General features: G+C 61.8%; 15 protein-coding genes. 6 read left to right on the top strand and 9 right to left on the bottom strand.

The window, feature by feature from the left end; translation table 11 throughout:
* Positions 1 to 407 precede the first annotated feature (407 nt).
* A complete protein-coding gene (locus tag BW979_RS26805; protein ID WP_047229574.1) occupies positions 408 to 1,646 on the top strand; it encodes an MFS transporter in 1,239 nt (412 codons plus the stop codon).
* Here BW979_RS26805 and BW979_RS26810 read toward each other — a convergent pair.
* The 5 genes from BW979_RS26810 to BW979_RS26830 form a co-directional block, all read right to left on the bottom strand.
* The gene (locus tag BW979_RS26810) at positions 1,643 to 3,844 is read right to left on the bottom strand and encodes a xanthine dehydrogenase family protein molybdopterin-binding subunit (protein ID WP_076386414.1); all 2,202 of its coding nucleotides are present in this window, start codon (positions 3,842 to 3,844) and stop codon (positions 1,643 to 1,645) included. The genes BW979_RS26805 and BW979_RS26810 overlap by 4 nt on opposite strands.
* Positions 3,844 to 4,833 carry an FAD binding domain-containing protein gene (locus BW979_RS26815; RefSeq protein WP_047229572.1) on the bottom strand — a complete coding sequence of 330 codons (990 nt, stop codon included), beginning with the start codon at positions 4,831 to 4,833 and terminating at the stop codon, positions 3,844 to 3,846. Before BW979_RS26815 ends, BW979_RS26810 begins: the two co-directional genes overlap by 1 nt.
* Positions 4,830 to 5,351 (bottom strand): (2Fe-2S)-binding protein, encoded by a 522-nt coding sequence (locus BW979_RS26820; protein WP_047229571.1) that lies wholly within the window; start codon positions 5,349 to 5,351, stop codon positions 4,830 to 4,832. Before BW979_RS26820 ends, BW979_RS26815 begins: the two co-directional genes overlap by 4 nt.
* A gap of 322 nt (positions 5,352 to 5,673) precedes the next feature.
* Positions 5,674 to 6,240: a DJ-1 family glyoxalase III gene (locus BW979_RS26825; protein ID WP_047229570.1), complete on the bottom strand. Its 567-nt coding sequence runs from the start codon at positions 6,238 to 6,240 to the stop codon at positions 5,674 to 5,676.
* 75 nt (positions 6,241 to 6,315) lie between these two features.
* Positions 6,316 to 6,771 (bottom strand): DUF4879 domain-containing protein, encoded by a 456-nt coding sequence (locus BW979_RS26830; protein ID WP_076386416.1) that lies wholly within the window; start codon positions 6,769 to 6,771, stop codon positions 6,316 to 6,318.
* A gap of 204 nt (positions 6,772 to 6,975) precedes the next feature.
* Here BW979_RS26830 and BW979_RS26835 point away from each other — a divergent pair, with 204 nt between their 5' ends.
* The 4 genes from BW979_RS26835 (at position 6,976) to BW979_RS26850 (ending at position 10,940) form a co-directional block, all read left to right on the top strand.
* Positions 6,976 to 8,271 (top strand): NCS2 family permease, encoded by a 1,296-nt coding sequence (locus BW979_RS26835; protein ID WP_047229568.1) that lies wholly within the window; start codon positions 6,976 to 6,978, stop codon positions 8,269 to 8,271.
* The gene (gene trmA, locus BW979_RS26840) at positions 8,268 to 9,347 is read left to right on the top strand and encodes a tRNA (uridine(54)-C5)-methyltransferase TrmA (RefSeq protein WP_076386419.1); all 1,080 of its coding nucleotides are present in this window, start codon (positions 8,268 to 8,270) and stop codon (positions 9,345 to 9,347) included. The genes BW979_RS26835 and trmA overlap by 4 nt, the downstream gene beginning before the upstream one ends.
* A gap of 295 nt (positions 9,348 to 9,642) precedes the next feature.
* Positions 9,643 to 10,083 (top strand): type II 3-dehydroquinate dehydratase, encoded by a 441-nt coding sequence (gene aroQ, locus BW979_RS26845; protein ID WP_014340320.1) that lies wholly within the window; start codon positions 9,643 to 9,645, stop codon positions 10,081 to 10,083.
* A 5-nt stretch (positions 10,084 to 10,088) separates the two neighbouring features.
* Positions 10,089 to 10,940 carry a shikimate dehydrogenase gene (locus tag BW979_RS26850; RefSeq protein ID WP_370695173.1) on the top strand — a complete coding sequence of 284 codons (852 nt, stop codon included), beginning with the start codon at positions 10,089 to 10,091 and terminating at the stop codon, positions 10,938 to 10,940.
* Positions 10,941 to 11,050: 110 nt separating this feature from the next.
* Here the strand turns inward: BW979_RS26850 and BW979_RS26855 are convergent, their stop codons facing one another.
* Together BW979_RS26855 and quiC are read right to left on the bottom strand one after the other, a co-directional pair.
* Entirely contained in the window at positions 11,051 to 11,728 is a 678-nt protein-coding gene (locus tag BW979_RS26855) for a TetR/AcrR family transcriptional regulator (RefSeq protein WP_047229564.1), read from the bottom strand.
* A 104-nt stretch (positions 11,729 to 11,832) separates the two neighbouring features.
* Positions 11,833 to 13,734: a 3-dehydroshikimate dehydratase QuiC gene (gene quiC / locus BW979_RS26860; protein WP_047229563.1), complete on the bottom strand. Its 1,902-nt coding sequence runs from the start codon at positions 13,732 to 13,734 to the stop codon at positions 11,833 to 11,835.
* A gap of 272 nt (positions 13,735 to 14,006) precedes the next feature.
* On the opposite strand from quiC, the gene BW979_RS26865 reads away from it, so the two are divergent.
* Positions 14,007 to 15,344, top strand: coding sequence for an MFS transporter (locus BW979_RS26865; RefSeq protein WP_076386421.1), 1,338 nt, complete (start codon positions 14,007 to 14,009; stop codon positions 15,342 to 15,344).
* A 136-nt stretch (positions 15,345 to 15,480) separates the two neighbouring features.
* Here the strand turns inward: BW979_RS26865 and BW979_RS26870 are convergent, their stop codons facing one another.
* A complete protein-coding gene (locus BW979_RS26870; protein WP_047229561.1) occupies positions 15,481 to 16,359 on the bottom strand; it encodes a DMT family transporter in 879 nt (292 codons plus the stop codon).
* Between the two features lie 51 nt (positions 16,360 to 16,410).
* The gene (locus BW979_RS26875) at positions 16,411 to 17,187 is read right to left on the bottom strand and encodes an IclR family transcriptional regulator (protein ID WP_047229560.1); all 777 of its coding nucleotides are present in this window, start codon (positions 17,185 to 17,187) and stop codon (positions 16,411 to 16,413) included.
* Between the last annotated feature and the right edge of the window lie 13 nt (positions 17,188 to 17,200).

Consider the following 17,200-nt stretch of genomic DNA (forward strand, 5'->3'; position numbering starts at 1 on the left):
AACCGTCACAACGCAGGAACGTGGCCGGATGGCCGCCAGCCCAAGCCCCCGGAGGGTATTGACCTGGATCAAGCAATGCTCAAAGAGTAGTCGCATTATGGCCGCCGGACGGCGTGGTCTTTTGTCGCGTGACAGGTTGTCTCAGTGCTGCAATCCTGCTCTAAGCCAAGATTTCTTGAATCTTGAGGAGTGCACTGTTGTGGCGAGGGGATTTATCCCCGCTCGAGTGCGCAGCGCTCGCAAAAGCTTGGGGCCGCTTCGCACCCCAGCGGGGATAAATCCCCTCGCCACAAAAAAAGCGTGCTATGTGAAAAGTAGATGCTTGGCTAACTATTTTTCCAGCAACCGCAACCTCCAGTTACAACTCGGTGATAATCTCGATGCCCTCATCACCGGACCCGTCATAGATGCCCAGCCAAGCGCCATTGCTGCTCCGCCACCACCGCCCCTTCATCGCCTTCTGGCTGGCCCGGATTTTCACCGCCAGTGGCTTCCAGATGCTCACCGTGGCCATCGGCTGGAACCTCTATCAACTGACCGGCAACGTATTGGACCTGGGTCTTGTAGGGTTGGTGGAGTTTGCTCCGCGTGTGCTGTTCATGCTGCACACCGGGCATGTGGCCGACCGCTATGATCGCCGCAAGGTCGCGGCGATCTGCCAGTCGTTGCAGGCGATGATTGCCCTGGCGCTGGTCATCGGCAGCGCCACCGATAACGTCACGCGGGAGATGATCTTCATCCTCGCCTTCCTGCTGGGCGCCGCCCGCTCCTTTGAGATGCCGACCACCCAAGCGCTGCTGCCGAGCATCGTGCCGGCCGCGCTGTTTCCCCGCGCCGTGGCCGCCGCGCAGTCGGCCCAGCAGTCCGCGACCATCGTCGCCCCGGCACTGGGCGGTCTGCTCTATGCCTTTGGCAGCGTCTGGGTCTATGGGCCGACCGTGTTGCTCTACGTCATCGCCTGCTGCCTGATGCTCAACCTGCCCGCCCGCCAGACGCCGCTGAACAAAGGCAAGGCAACCATGGATTCGTTGCTGGCCGGGATTCGCTTCATCCGCAGCCGCCCGGACATTCTCGGGGCGATTTCCCTGGACCTGTTCGCGGTACTGCTGGGCGGCGCGACCGCGCTGTTGCCGGTGTTCGCCAAGGATATTCTGCTTACCGGCCCTTGGGGCCTGGGCCTGCTGCGCTCGGCTCCGGCGGTGGGGGCCTTGCTGATGTCGCTATGGCTGGCGCGGTTTGCCGTGGAGCGCAAGGTCGGTCGGGTGATGTTCACCGCCGTGGGCGTGTTCGGCGTCGCCACCATTGCCTTCGGCCTCTCCACTTCGTTCTGGTTTTCCCTGGCGGTGCTGGTGGTGCTAGGCGCGGCGGACATGATCAGCATGGTGATCCGCGCCTCCTTCGTGCAGTTGGAAACGCCAGACGAAATGCGCGGCCGGGTCAGCGCCGTGAACGGACTGTTCATCGGTGCCTCGAACCAGTTGGGCGAGTTCGAGTCCGGCCTGACCGCCCACTGGTTCGGCACCGTGCCGGCGGTGGTCATGGGCGGTGTCGGCACACTGCTGGTGACCGGGGTCTGGATCAAACTGTTCCCGACCCTGGCCAACCGTGACCGGATGCACGAACCGGTGGACGCTGCGAAAACCTAAAGCAATTTATCCAGCGTGATGGGAAAGTCCCGGACCCGTTTGCCGGTGGCGTGATAAATCGCATTGGCCACGGCCGCCGCCACACCAACGATGCCAATCTCACCGACGCCCTTGGAGCCGAGGGCATTGACGATCTCGTCGTGCTCGTCGACAAAAACCACGTCAATATCCCCGATGTCGGCGTTCACCGGCACATGGTATTCCGCCAGGCTGTGATTCATGTGCCGGCCCAACGCATGGTCAGTCAAGGTTTCTTCGTGCAAGGCCATGCCGACGCCCCAGACCACGCCGCCGAGGATCTGGCTGCGCGCGGTTTTCGGGTTGATCACCCGTCCGGCGGCGATGGCGCTGACCACCCGATTGACCTTCACCGTGCCCAAGTCCTCATCCACCAGCACTTCGACAAACACCGCCGAATGCGTGGCCGTAGCGTAGGCTTGGCGTTTTTCCTCCGGCTCGGCAGTAACCTGAACCTGCAAGGGCGTCTCGCCGCTTTTTTGCGCCAACTCTGCCAACGAGACACAGGCCTCGCCCAACCGTAGCTGACCGTCGGCAAACGTCACTTGCTCAAGGGTCGCGCCAGCAAAGGCCGGACAGCTCTGCCGCGCCACAGCCAGGAGTTTTTCCTTCAGGGCTTCACAGGCCTGCTGCACAGCGGTGCCCACCGACGAGACGGTGAACGAGCCGCCCTGCAGCGGCGCAGTCGGCAGCGACGAATCACCGAGGATAAAGGTGACGTTTTCCAGGGAAACGCCTGACGCTTGGGCGGCGATCTGGGTCATGACTGTGTAGGTGCCAGTACCGATGTCAGTGGTGGCACTGCTGACGGTCAACTGACCGTTGGCATCCAGCGAGGCCCGAGCGCTGGCCTTCTGCTGCATGGCCTCCCACACACCGCCCGCCATGCCCCAACCGACCAACTGCCGACCTTCACGCATGCTGCGCGGTTCCGGGTTGCGCTTGTCCCAGCCGAAACGACGGGCACCTTGGGCATAGCATTCACGCAACTCTTTGCTGGAATATGGTTTGCCTTCATTCTCGTTACGCTCGGTATAGTTGAGCAGCCGCAGCTGGATCGGGTCGATCGCCAGGGCACAGGCCAGTTCATCCATGGCGCACTCCAGGCCGATCAGTCCCAGGGCAGCGCCGGGAGCGCGCATGTCCAGCGGCGTATAGACGTCCAACGGCACCAGTTTGTAGGTCAATTCGACGTTGTCGCAGTGATAGAGCATGCCGCTCCACTCCACCACATGCTCGGTGAAATCTTCAAAGCGCGAGGTCTGGCCGATGGCGGTATGCGCCACCGCCAACAGTCGCCCGTTGGCCGCGGCCCCCAGTTGCAGGCGCTGAAAGGTCCGTGGTCGATAGCCAAAGGTAAACATCTGCTGGCGCGTCAGACTGACCCGCACCGAGCGTTTGAGCGTCAGCGCTGCCATCACCGCCAGGGGCAGTTGGTACTGTGGCCGCAGCCCGGAACCGAAGGCGCCGCCCACATAGGCGGCAAACACTCGCACCTGCTCTTTCTCAAGCCCGAAGACCTTTTGCACATAGGCCTGGCAGTTTTGCGTGCCTTGGGTCTTGTCGTGGATGTGCAGGCTGCCGTCAGGCTGATACAGCACGGTGGAGGCATGAGGCTCCATCGGGTTGTGGTGTTCGATCGGTGTGCTGTAGGACACGTCCACACTGAGGGCCGAACTGGCGTACTCGCCCTGAAAATTCCCACGGGGCTTGGGCAATTCTGCCGGTGCCGGATGGGCTTCGTTTTGCAGGATTGCCAGATCGGTCTGATGGTCCTGGGCTTCATATTCGATTTCAATAAGCGAACCGGCGTAGCGGGCCAGCTCGAGGTTTTCAGCGACTACCAAGGCCAACGGCTGGCCGCTGTAGAGTACCTGATCGTTGTACAGCGGTCGAAACGGCGAACCCTCTGCCGCATCGGCGTCCTCGTAAGGCTCGTCGTAGCTGGCGATCCTGGGGCGGTTGGTGTGGTCGATCACCGTGACCACCCCGGGCAACGCCAACGCTCGGGTGGCATCGATGCGCAGCACGCGGCCACGGGCGATGCTGCTGGAGACGACGCTGCCGTGCAGCAAACCGTCCTCGGGGTATTCGCCGGCATATCGGGCCTGGCCGGTGACCTTGAGCAGGCCATCGACCCGGTCAAGTGGTTGCCCTATGGATTTGCTCGAAGCATTCATCAGGCTTGTCCTCCCACCAGTGCGGCATCGCTCAAGGCGCGGACCACCGCCCGGCGCGCCAGTCTGACCTTGAAGCCGTTATGTTCCAGCGGCTCGGCGTTTTGCAACAGCGCGTCAGCGGCAGCAGTGAAGGTTTCGCGGCTGACGGTCTGACCGGTCAGCCAGCTCTCCACGGCCCGGTCGCGCCAGGGTTTGTGGGCCACGCCGCCGAGGGCCAGGCGCGCCTGGCGGATCACCGGCCCGTCCAGCTCGAGCGCCGCCGCTACCGAAACCAGCGCAAAGGCGTAGGAGGCCCGGTCCCGAATTTTCAAGTAATGGCTGTGTTCAGCGAAACCGGCGGCAGGCAACTCAATGGCGGTGATCAGTTCATCATCGGCCAGTTGGTTGTCCCGTTCCGGGGCATCGCCGGGCAGACGGTGAAAGTCAGCGAACTCGATGGTCCGTGCCCCGCCCCGGCCGATAACATGCACCACGGCCTCCAAGGCAGCCAGTGCCACGCACATGTCGGAAGGGTGCGTGGCGACACATTGATCACTGGCGCCGAATATCGCGTGCATACGGTTCAAGCCGTCCCGAGCCGGACAGCCGCTGCCTGGCCGTCGCTTGTTGCACGGCACGTTGGCGTCATAGAAGTAATAACAGCGGGTGCGTTGCAGGAGGTTACCGCCGGTGCTGGCCATGTTGCGCAACTGCGGCGAGGCGCCCGCCAGGATTGCCTGGGAAAGCAGCGGATAGCGGCGCTGGATCCAGGGATGCCAAGCCAGATCGGCATTGCTCACCAACGCGCCGATCATCACCCCACCGGAAGGGGTTTCGCTGAGGTCCGCCAGGGGCAGCCCGGTAATGTCGATCAGGTGCTCGGGGCGGGTGAGGTTTTCTTTCATCAGGTCCAGCAGGTTGGTGCCACCGGCAATGAAGCGTGAAACCGGGCTCGACAAGTCGACGGCGGCCTGCACGGTGTCGGGCTTGCTGTATTGGAAAGGGTTCATTGATCACCTCCCTGCTGACAGAGCGGCAATGCCTCTTCGATAGCGTCACGAATGTTGTTGTAGGCGCCGCACCGGCAGAGATTGCCGCTCATCAGTTCGCTGATCTGCGCCCCAGTCTGTGCCCGGCCTTCATTGGCCAATCCCACCGCGGAACAGATCTGCCCAGGCGTGCAGTAACCGCACTGGAAGGCGTCGTGCTTGATGAAAGCCTGCTGCATGGGATGCAACTGATCACCGTTGGCCAACCCCTCGATGGTGGTCAGCTCAGCGCCGTCGCACATCACCGCCAGGGTCAGGCAGGCGTTGATCCGCTTGCCATCGCGCAGCACCGTACAGGCACCACATTGACCGTGGTCGCAACCTTTCTTGCTGCCCACCAGATCCAGTTGCTCACGCAGCAGGTCCAGCAGCGTGGTCCAGGGCAGCACGTGCAGTTCGCGCGCCTGACCATTGAGCGTCAGGCGGATCGGATGGCGGACGAAGGACGCCGGTGTCGCTTCGGACAGGGTCGCGCTCATAAACACCTCACGGTTGGTCGTACACTCGCGGCGTTTTCGCAAACCGCCGTCATAAGGGGTACGACTTCGGGGTGGGGTGAGCGTTCAAGGCAAGTTAGCGACGTTGGAAGCCAGCGCCTTCAGTGGGTCGGCTTGCATTGATGTTGAATGTACTGACGCCATCGCGAGCAGGCTCGCTCCCACATTGGTTCTCGGGTGTTCATAGATGCTGCCTCCACCACAAATCCCTGTGGGAGCGAGCCAGCTCGCGATAGCGGTGGGTTAGCTTGCATTGATGTTGAGGAGCAAGCTTTCTCGCCACAGGCCGGTGGCTTGAAGAGTGTCAGGCCAGCAACTCCGCCGCCACCACGCCCCTCACGCCCTTGCCACAGAGCTGTTCCACCAGCGTCAAGGCAAACGCCAGCGCGGCAGCCGAGCCTTGGGCGGTGATGCAGTTGCCGTCCACCACCACCGGCTGATCGACAAAATTGCAACCGGACAGTTGCTGGCTCACGGCGGGCAGGCAGGTCATGCGGCGCTGGCGCAGTACGCCGAACGCCTGCAAGGCAAGGGCCGGGGCTTCGGCGATGGCGGCGAAGAAACGTCCAGTGGCGGCCTGGTCCTTGATCAGTTGTCGCAGTGGCTGATGGGCCGCCAGGTGTTGGGCGCCGATGATGCCGCCGGGCAGGACGATCAGATCAAAGTCCTGTGCCAACAAGTCCACCAGCATACCGTCGGCGGTCAGGCGCGTGCCGCGGGCACAGGTGAGCATCCGCCGCCCTTCGATACTTGCCACCACCACTTCGACCTGAGCTCGACGCAGCACGTCGATCAGCGTAACGGTCTGCAAGTCGTCGACACCCTCGGCGACGGCTATCAGGGCTCGGGGGATCTTGGTTCCAGGCATCATCGGTGTTCTCCGCTGGGTGGTTTATGAAGCCTAGTCAGGTTTTCCGGGCCGCGTGCGGCTTGTCAGGCTGGAAGGTCATTTGATGTACAGCTGGGTCGACATCCGGTTGCCTGGTGCGTTGATCGACTGGTTGCTGAAGCTGAAGGTGCCTTCCTGCTTGCCCTTCAGATCGAAGACATACAAATAGCCAACCGTTTTGCTCCGCACGGAACAATCATTCAGGTTGCCATTGCTGAACGCACAGACCGGCGAGCGGGTGCCATCGACTTCAAAACCGTCCAGCGTGACGTGAGGCTGACGGCCATACCCCACCTCCAGCACATAGACCTTGATACTCGGGCCGCTGTGATTGCAACGGGTCTGCTCTTGCCCTTGTGCGATGTCCTCGAAGCCGCAGGCGGGCGACTCGACCTTGAGCACCTTGACCTCGCTCAGGGGCGGCGCCGAAGCGGCATTGACGGCCTGCCCGGGTAACCCCAGGCCCAGCGCACACCCCCATGCGACCAATAGGTGTTTTTTCATACGATGCATAAAGACCTCCCGGAACCGCGCGCAGTATGGCCGACTTGGCGCTTGGGCAAAACATCGACGAGGATCGCAGCCACAGCGCCACGCTGCTGGTATGATGCGCGGCTTTTTCCGACCCACAGAAAATTCCCGAGCGCCCCTGGCGGTCTGTGCTTTGCTGTTGAGGTCGATACATTCACGGCGCCCGGCGCGCCACGGGGAGCAGACATGCTGGAAAGGCTGTTTCAACTCAAGGCACACAACACCAACGTGCGGACCGAGATTCTGGCGGGCGTCACCACCTTCCTGGCCATGGCCTACATTCTGTTCGTCAACCCGAGCATCCTCGGCGAAACCGGCATGGACAAAGGTGCGTTGTTCGTCGCCACCTGCCTGGCGGCGGCCATCGGCTCCACCACCATGGGCCTGATCGCCAACTACCCGATCGCCCTCGCGCCGGGCATGGGCCTGAATGCGTTTTTCACCTACACCGTGGTCCTGCACATGGGCCATACCTGGCAGGTGGCGCTGGGTGCGGTGTTCATTTCCGCCGTGTTGTTCTTCCTGCTGTCGATCTTTCGTATCCGCGAGTGGATCATCAACAGCATCCCGCTGCCCCTGCGCTCAGCCATCGCCGCCGGTATCGGCCTGTTCCTGGCGCTGATCGCCCTGAATAACGCCGGCATCGTGGTGAAAAACCCGGCAACCATGGTCGGCCTCGGTGATTTGAAACAACCCGCGCCGATCCTCGCTACCCTCGGCTTCGTCCTGATCGTCGCCCTCGAAGCGCTGAAAGTGCGCGGTGCCGTGCTCATCGGCATCCTGGCGGTCACCGTCGTTTCGATCCTGATGGGCTTCACCCCGTTCGGCGGCGTGATGTCGATGCCGCCGTCCCTGGCGCCGACCTTCCTGCAACTGGACATCAAGGGCGCCCTGGACATCGGTCTGGTGAGCGTGATTTTCGCCTTCCTGTTCGTCGACCTGTTCGACAATTCCGGCACCCTGATCGGCGTCGCCAAGCGCGCCGGACTGATGGGCAAGGACGGCCACATGCCGAAGATGGGGCGGGCACTGATCGCCGACAGCACCGCCGCCATGGCCGGTTCGCTGCTAGGCACCTCCACCACCACCAGCTACATCGAGTCGGCGGCGGGCGTCAGCGCCGGCGGCCGCACCGGCCTGACCGCCATCGTCGTGGCGATCCTGTTTCTGCTGGCGTTGTTCTTTTCGCCACTGGCCTCCAGTGTCCCGGCCTTCGCCACCGCACCGGCGCTGTTGTTCGTCGCCGTGCTGATGACCTCAGGCCTGGCGGAAATCGACTGGGACGACATCACCGTGGCCGCTCCCGTGGTGATTACCGCGCTGGCGATGCCGTTCACCTATTCCATCGCCAACGGCATTGCCTTCGGCTTCATCGCCTGGACCGCCATCAAACTGGTGTCTGGCCGTGGCCGTGAGCTGAACCCGGCGCTGGTCATCCTGTCGATTCTGTTCGTGATCAAGTTGGGTTGGTTCAACGCATGACTTTTGATTCCCAGGCCTACGCCACTCAGCTCCAGGACAAGGTCAGCCGCTTGCGTGACCTGCTGGCCCCGTTCGATGCGCCGGAGCCAGCGGTGTTCGACTCACCGCTGGAGCACTTCCGCCTGCGGGCCGAATTCCGCCTGTGGCGCGAGGCCGGCGAACGGCATTACGCGATGTTCTCCCAGGACGACAAGCGCACGCCGATCCTCATCGAGCAGTTTCCCATCGCCAGCCTGCGCATCAACCAGTTGATGCCGCAACTCAAGGCGGCCTGGCAAGCCAGCGCGCCGCTGAGTCACAAGCTGTTCCAGGTGGAGTTCCTGACCACCCTGGCCGGCGATGCGATGATCACCCTGTGTTACCACCGCCCGCTGGATGAGCACTGGCACGCAGCGGCCACGAAACTGGCGAGCGACCTCAGTGTGAGCATCATCGGTCGCTCCAAAGGCAAACGGGAAGTGATCGGCCATGATTACGTGGTGGAGAAACTCGACGTCGGTGGCCGCACTTTCAGCTATCGCCAACCTGAAGGCGCCTTCACCCAGCCCAACGGCACCGTGAACCAGAAGATGCTCAACTGGGCCTACGAGGCCTTGGGCGATCGCAGCGACGATCTGCTGGAGTTGTACTGCGGCAACGGCAACTTCACCCTGCCTTTGGCCACCCGCGTGCGCAAAGTGCTGGCGACCGAAATCAGCAAGACGTCGGTGAACGCCGCGCTGAGCAACCTCAGCGAAAACGCTGTGGATAACGTGACCCTGGTGCGCCTGTCCGCTGAAGAACTGACCGAAGCCCTGAACGAAGTCCGCCCGTTCCGTCGCTTGCACGGCATCGACCTCAAGAGCTACGCATTCGGCAGTGTCTTCGTCGACCCGCCCCGCGCCGGCATGGACCCGGACACCTGCGAACTGACCCGGCGTTTCGAGAACATCCTCTACATCTCGTGCAACCCGGAAACCCTCGCCGCCAACATCGCGCAACTGCACGACACCCACCACATCACGCGCTGCGCGATGTTCGATCAATTCCCTTGGACCCATCACATGGAATCCGGGGTGTTGTTGACTCGGCGCTAGACGCTGCGGGGCTGGACAGGGCAAAGCTATGTGGGAGCAAGGCTTGCCCGCGATACAGGCAATGCGGTCGTTCAGAATTTGAGCCGCCTGTATCGCGGGCAAGCCTTGCTCCCACAGATAAATCCCCTCGCCACCATTGCCCTCCCTCACCTCCCGACCAAGATCATGTTCGATCATCGAACACTTATTGCCCGATGCCATCGGCTTTGTTTGACCAAATTAACCATCTAGTACAATTTATCTCCACCGGCTGAAATCCGCCGACATCAACAATAAAAATTGTGGAGAAATTGCGATGCCTCCGATCGTTCTGGTGCTCAACGGCCCGAACCTGAACCTGCTCGGCACCCGCGAGCCGGCGACTTATGGCCACGAAACCCTGGCGGACATCTCCGCACTGTGCGGCCGCGCCGCTGAAGAATTCGGCCTGGCGGTGGAGTTTCGCCAGACCAATCAGGAAGGCGAATTGCTCGACTGGGTGCATGGCGCCCGCGGTCGGTGTGCCGGCATCGTCATCAACCCGGCAGCCTGGACCCACACCTCGGTAGCGATCCGTGATGCGCTGGTCGCCAGCGAAGTCCCGGTGATCGAGGTGCACCTGTCCAACGTTCACGCCCGCGAAACGTTCCGTCATCACTCCTTTGTTTCATCGGTCGCCATCGGTGTGATGTGCGGGTTTGGCAGCCATGGTTATCGCCTGGCGCTGGAGCATTTCAGTCAGCGGTTGAAGGGTTGATGAGCATGTCGAATATCACCGTGCTTGCCGGCCTGATTGGTGCGGGCATCCAGGCGTCGCGCACCCCTGCGCTCCATGAGCGCGAGGGCGATGCCCAGGGCATGCGTTACCTCTATCGACTGATCGACCTGGACGCCCTGGGACTCGACAGCGGCGCCCTGCCCGATTTGCTCAAGGCCGCCGAGCGCATGAACTTCACCGGCCTGAACATCACCTTTCCCTGCAAACAGGCGATCATCCCGTTGCTCGACGAGCTGTCGCCCGAGGCCAGGGGCATTGGCGCGGTGAATACCGTGGTGTTCAAGGAGGGCAAACGCATCGGCCACAACACCGACTGCCTGGGGTTCGCCGAAGGGTTTCGCCGCGGCCTGGGTGAAGTGGCGCGCAAGCACGTGGTCCAGATGGGTGCCGGCGGCGCAGGCGCGGCGGTGGCCCACGCGCTGTTGGCAGAAGGCATACAGACGCTGAGCATTTTTGATGTTGAAGTCAGCCGTGCCGAAGCACTGGCAAACAACCTGAATCAACACTTCGGTCCTGGCCGCGCCCGGGCCGGGCATGATTTGCCTACAGCGATGGCCGAGGCGGACGGCCTGGTGAATACCACGCCCATGGGCATGGCGAAACTGCCGGGCATGCCGGTGCCGGTGGAGCTGCTGCGGGGCCAATTGTGGGTCGCGGAAATTGTCTACTTCCCCCTGGAAACCGAACTGCTGCGCAACGCCCGCGCCCTGGGTTGCCGCACGCTGGATGGCGGCAACATGGCCGTGTTCCAGGCGGTGAAGGCGTTCGAGTTGTTCAGCGGCGTGGCGCCGGATGCGCAGCGGATGCTGGAGCATTTCCAGAGCATGAATCACTGAAACCACCCTTGTGGGAGCGAGCCTGCTCGCGATAGCGGTGAATCAGTCAGTGTTGATGTGACTGACATACCGCCATCGCGAGCAGGCTCGCTCCCACAAAGGTTTCAAGGTCAGGCCTGCAGATACCGCAACACCGACTCACAAATCATCTGGCGATGACGCTGCTTGATCGCTTCGTCCGGCAAATCGATCTGAAAAATCTCACCGAATGTGTGGCGGTTGGACACGCGGTAAAAGCAGAACGAACTGATCAGCAGATGCACATCCAGCGGTTCCAGGCCGGCGCGGAACACCCCCTCTTCGGCACCTCGGCGCAGGATCACGCCCAGGGAATCAAGGATGGTATTGGTCATTGCCTTGATGGCGCCCGATTGCTTGACGTACTCGGCGTTGTGAATGTTTTCGATGCAGACGATGCGCACGAAATCCACATTGCGGTCATGGTGGTCGAAGGTGAATTCCACCAGGCGCCGGATCGCATCGACCGGGGCCAGTTCCGCCAAGTGCAGGCGGCTCTCAGTGTTGCGGATATCGCCGTAGAGTTTTTCCAGCACCTCGACGTACAACTGCTCCTTGCTGCCGAAGTAGTAGTAGATCATGCGCTTGGAGGTGTGGATGCGCTCAGCAATGGCGTCGACCCGAGCGCCGGACAGGCCCTGCTGGACGAACTCGACGATGGCTTCCTGAAGAATGTTTTCCCGGGTTTTCTCCGGGTTGTTCTTGCGACTCTTGCGCGGCTCGACGACAGGTTCGTCGAGGTCTGCGGAAAGCTCTGAATTCGTAGTCATTGCGGGGCTCACGGCCATCACTGCACAGGTTGGCGATTATGGGCCGCACCGCGCAGTCAAGCCAAGCCACGGGGTTGCCCTTTACCGCCGCGTTTACGATTTGCCTACAACTTGGCGTGCCGCAAGCCACCGCTGCGGGACTTGGCCATGGCTGCCAGCCTTACCGCGACATTGGCGGCGCCGTAGCCGGCATAGCCGTTCTTGCGCTGGATGATTTCAAAGAAGAAGCGCCCTTCGAACGGCTCGGTGTAGACGTGAAACAATTCACCGCCCTGGGCATCTCGGTCGTACAACACGTTGAAATAAGCCAGCTCGCTGAGAAACTCATCATCGAAATCGAAACGCGCCGCGAGGTCATCGTAATAGTTGAGCGGAATGTCCAGCAGCGGCACACCGGCCTCTTTGGCGCGGCTGACCTGGGCAAAGATGTCATCGCAGTCGAAGGCGATGTGGTGCACGCCGGAGCCGCGATAACTGGACAGCGCATGGGAGATCGCGGTGTTACGGTTCTCGGAAATATTGAGCGGTAAGCGGATCGAACTGCAACGGCTACGCAGGGCGCGACTCTTTACCAGGCCATACGGATCGGGCAACACCACTTCGTCGTCGGCTTCGAAATCCAGCAGGCTCTTGTAGAACAGCACCCAGCTGTCGAGGCTATCGGCCGGCAGCGCCATCGCCATGTGGTCGATGCGCTTGAGTCCGGCACCGATGACAGCGCCCGGTTGCAGGTTGAAATCGGTGCCGTAGACGTCGGCGTCCTGATCCACCAGGTAAATCAGGCTGCCGTCCGGTGCACGCACCGCCGCCAACTCCAACTCGTTGGGCCCCACCAGGCCGCGATAAGGCTGGCCCTTGTAGGCCACGGCCCGCTCCAGGGCGCTGGCGCTGTTTTTGACCCGCACGGCGGTGGCGCACAGCGATGGCCCGTGAGCTTCGAAAAAGCTGTGGGCAAACGAATAGGGTTCGCAATTGAGGATCAGGTTGATGTCGCCCTGGCGCAGCAGGCTCACGTTCTTGGAGCGATGCTGGCCGGCCTTGACGAACCCCAACCGTTCCAGCCAATGGGACAGCTTCGCGCCAAGACTGTCGTCCACGGCAAACTCAAGGAATTCGATACCGTTGTATTCGCTGGCCGGTGGTGTGGCGAACAGGATATCAGCATGGCTTGCCGGTGCGGCCTCTTCGGCCAGCCGCTGGCGGGTCTTCTCCTCCAGGTACAGCAACGAACGCAGGCCGTCGGCGGCATTGGCCCGTGGTGGCGCGGCGCGGAAACCGTCGTTGAAAATCTCCAGCGACAATGGCCCGGTGTAGCCACTCTTGATGATCGGTGCCAGGAAGCCCGGCAGATCGAACTCGCCCTGGCCTGGGAAGCAACGGAAATGCCGGCTCCATTCCAGGACATCCATCGCCAGGATCGGCGCATCGGCCATTTGCACGAAGAAAATCTTGTCACCGGGGATCTGGGCAATCGCACTCGGATCGCCCTTGAGGGACAAGGTATGGAAGCTATCGAGCAACACCCCCAGATTGGGGTGGTCGGCCTGGCGCACGATGTTCCAGACCTGTTGATAAGTGTTGACGTGCCGGCCCCAGGCCAGCGCCTCGTAACCGATGCGCAAGCCTCGCGCCCCGGCTCGTTCGGCCAGCAATCGCAGGTCATCCACCAAAATCTGCTCATCACCCAGGCTGTCGGCCGAGGCATTACTGCACACCAGCACCAGGTCGGTGCCCAGCTCCTGCATCAGGTCGAACTTGCGCTCGGCCCGCTCCAGATTGCGCGCAAGGCGTTCGCGACGGCAACCTTCAAAATCCCGAAACGGTTGGAAAAGCGTGATGGCGATGCCCAGGTCGGCGCACATCTGCCTGATTTCCCGAGGGCTGCCATCGTAATAGAGAAGGTCGTTCTCGAAGATCTCCACGCCGTCGAAACCGGCGGCGGCAATGGCTTCAAGTTTCTCCGGCAGGGTACCGCTCAAGGACACGGTGGCAATGGAACGCTGCATGACTTCGGCTCCCGGGACAGGCATCGGCTACACACAGGTGTGCCGCTTTTGAAAGAGTGAGCCGATTATTGAGCTGGAGGTTTGTTTCAGCAATTTAATATGTACCATCCGGTTAGTTTTTTGGGCGATTATCGAACACAATGCCCGATCAACGAATTGACGGTTTTTTGCTCACTGCGCACCATCGGCCCCTCATTGAGGCCGCCCTGATCGTCGGCACCTTTGAACAGACCCAGACCACACCATAAGAATTTCAAAAACGGGTACACGCTATGATTCCCTCCCAAAGCTCCCGCCTGCCCCCCGTCCTGGGTGCCACAACCGCTGGCGTCGGTAACAAGATCCGCGGCGCCCTGGCCGTGGGCAAAACCCGTTGGGGCATGCTCGCCCTGGTGTTTTTCGCCACCACCCTGAACTACATCGACCGCGCCGCACTGGGCGTGATGCAGCCCATTCTCGCCAAGGAAATGAGCTGGACGGCGATGGATTACGCCAACATCAACTTCTGGTTCCAGGTTGGTTATGCCATCGGTTTCGTGCTGCAAGGCCGACTGATCGACCGGATCGGCGTCAAGCGCGTGTTCTTTTGCGCCGTACTGCTCTGGAGCCTGGCGACCGGCGCCCATGGCCTGGCCACGTCGGCGGTGGGCTTCATGGTCTGCCGATTCATCCTGGGCCTGACCGAAGCCGCCAACTACCCGGCCTGCGTGAAGACCACACGGCTATGGTTCCCGGTCGGTGAACGGGCCGTGGCGACCGGTATTTTCAACGCCGGAACCAACGTTGGCGCGATGTTCACGCCAATGCTGCTGCCGCTGGTCCTGCAGGTGTGGGGCTGGCAGGCTGCGTTCCTGTGCATGGCCGCGCTGGGCGGGATCTGGCTGGTGTTCTGGGGCCTGAAATACTTCAACCCGGAGGATCATCCCAGCGTCAAACAGGCGGAACTGGACTACATCCAGGCCCAGGACGAACCCGATCAGGTCCGCGTGCCCTTCTCCCGTATCCTGCGCATGCGCGGCACCTGGGCGTTCGCCCTGGCCTACTCGATCACCGCACCGGTGTTCTGGTTCTACCTCTACTGGTTGCCGCCGTTCCTGAACCAGCAATACAACCTGGGCATCAACGTGACCCAGATGGGCATCCCGCTGATCATCATTTACCTCACCGCCGATTTCGGCAGCGTGGGCGGCGGGATTCTGTCCTCATTCCTGATCGGCCGCGGCCTGAACCCGATCAAGGCACGGCTGATTTCCATGTTGCTGTTCGCCTGCTGCATCATCGGCGTGATCCTGGCCGCCGGTTCCAGCAGCCTGTGGATGGCGGTGTTTGCCATCTCCCTGGCCATCGGCGCGCACCAGGCCTGGACCGCCAACATCTGGAGCCTGGTGATGGACTACACGCCCAAGCACATGATGAGCACGGTGTTCGGCTTTGGCGGCATGTGCGCCGCCGTCGGCGGGATGTTCATGACCCAGTTGGTGGGCCACATCCTCACGGTGACCCACAACAACTACACCGTACTGTTCACCCTGATCCCGGCGATGTACTTCATTGCCCTGATCTGGTTGTACTTCATGGCACCGCGCAAGGTGCCGACGCTGGAAAGCTGATACCAGTCAGCCCGGGATTCATCCCCATGTGGGAGCACGGCTTACTCCCGATGCAGGCACCTCGGTTCACTCAGGACCGTATCGTCTTCACCGCGGGCAAGCCTTGCTCCCACAATCGATCCCACCATGGCGCGCGTTAGCTCCGCCGCTGTTGCCACGCCGCCGCCAGCCCGCTGAGGCAGATCAGCACAATGCCGAACACCGTGGTCAACGTTGGCGTATGGCTGAACAGCAACCAACCCAACAGGCCGGCAAATACGATCTGGCAATACCCGAACGGTGCCAGCAGCGCCGGGGCGGCGAAGCGGAAGGCCTGGGTCAGCATCAGGTGCGCCGTCATCCCACACGCTCCCAACGCAAGCATCATTGCCCCATGTACCAGGCTTGGCACCTGCCAGAAGAACGGCACCAGGGCGCTCATCACCAACGTATTGCACAAGCCGGCGAAGAAGTTGCTGGTGGTCGGGCTGTCAATCTCACTGAGCTTGCGAGTGAGCAGTTGATAGAAACAGAAAAACAGCGCCGAACAGAACGGCAATAACACCGCTGGCGTAAACAGGTCACCGCCCGGATGGACAATGATCAACACCCCGATAAAGCCGAAGATCACCGCGATCCACTGGCCGCGCGTCACGTGTTCGCCCAGCAAAGGCACCGACAATGCAGTGACCAGCACGGGCGCCAGGAAGTTGACCGCGGTCGCCTCCGCCAAAGGGATGTATAGCAGCGCCGTGGTGAAGAACAGGCTGGTGCCCAACAGACACAACGCACGCGCCAACTGCCATAACGGACGCTTGGTACGCAGCACCCGCAGCCCCGAACGCGGCAGGAAAATCCCGGCCATCAACAGCGTGTGCACGACATAACGCGCCCACACCACCATGATGATCGGATAGAACCCTGAAAGGTATTTGGACAAGGCGTCATGGCTGGAGAACAGGAACGTCGCGCAGAGTATCAACAGGATGCCCTTGAAGGCCTGATTGACGCCGGAAAGCGGAGTGCTGACGGTCATGTAGGAATCCTGTGTTGCTTGATGTAGGGAGCCGATGTCTGCGACGGCGATTCAGCTGAACAACTCCGATGCCTGGCTGGCGTGTGACAATTCCTCGGTAAACGCAAGCAAGGTCGGCGCCAGCTCATGCAGCCTCGATCGCGTCATCCGGGCGGTGGGTCCGGCGATGCTGAGCACGCCCAAGACCCGGCCATCCAGCGGATGACGCACCACGGCCGCAATGGCTGAGGTGCCGACCGCCGAACTTTCCTCGACACAGGCATAGCCCTGCTCCCGGGCCTGACGCAGGTATTGAAGCAGTTCAACGCTGTCACGCGGCGCGTTGGGGCCCACGTCCGCCGGCATTTTCAGGGCCTGGCGGTCCACCAGCGACAGCGCCTCGGCATCGCTCATGCACGCCAGCCAGGCATGGCCCGACGCGGTATAGACCAATGGCGTCTCGCGGCCCATGTCAGGGTCGTAGCGCAACCCGGAGCGAGCGCCCTGGGACTTGGCAATCCAGGTCTGGCGATCACCCTCGATCACACCCAGGCGTACCAGTTCACCGCTTTCCCGAGCCAGACGATCGAGCACCGGCTGCACGATGTCGGCACCACTGCGCGACAGGTAGCGAAAGCCCAGGGCGACCAGGCGGGTCGACAAGTGATAACGCAGGTTCTCGGGATTCTGGCGCACGTAACCCAGGCGCGTCAGTTCAGCAAGCAGGCGGTGCGTGGCGCTCTTGGGAATCTGTAATTGTTCGGCCAACCCTTGCAGAGCCCAGCCGTGGGGATCGCTGGCGAGACTTTCCAGCACATTGAAAACCCGTTCGATTTGACTGCCGGCCATGAAAAATCCAGAG

It is taken from the genome of Pseudomonas sp. A214 (genome assembly GCF_900156295.1).
GTDB classification, from domain to species: Bacteria; Pseudomonadota; Gammaproteobacteria; order Pseudomonadales; family Pseudomonadaceae; genus Aquipseudomonas; species Aquipseudomonas rhizophila.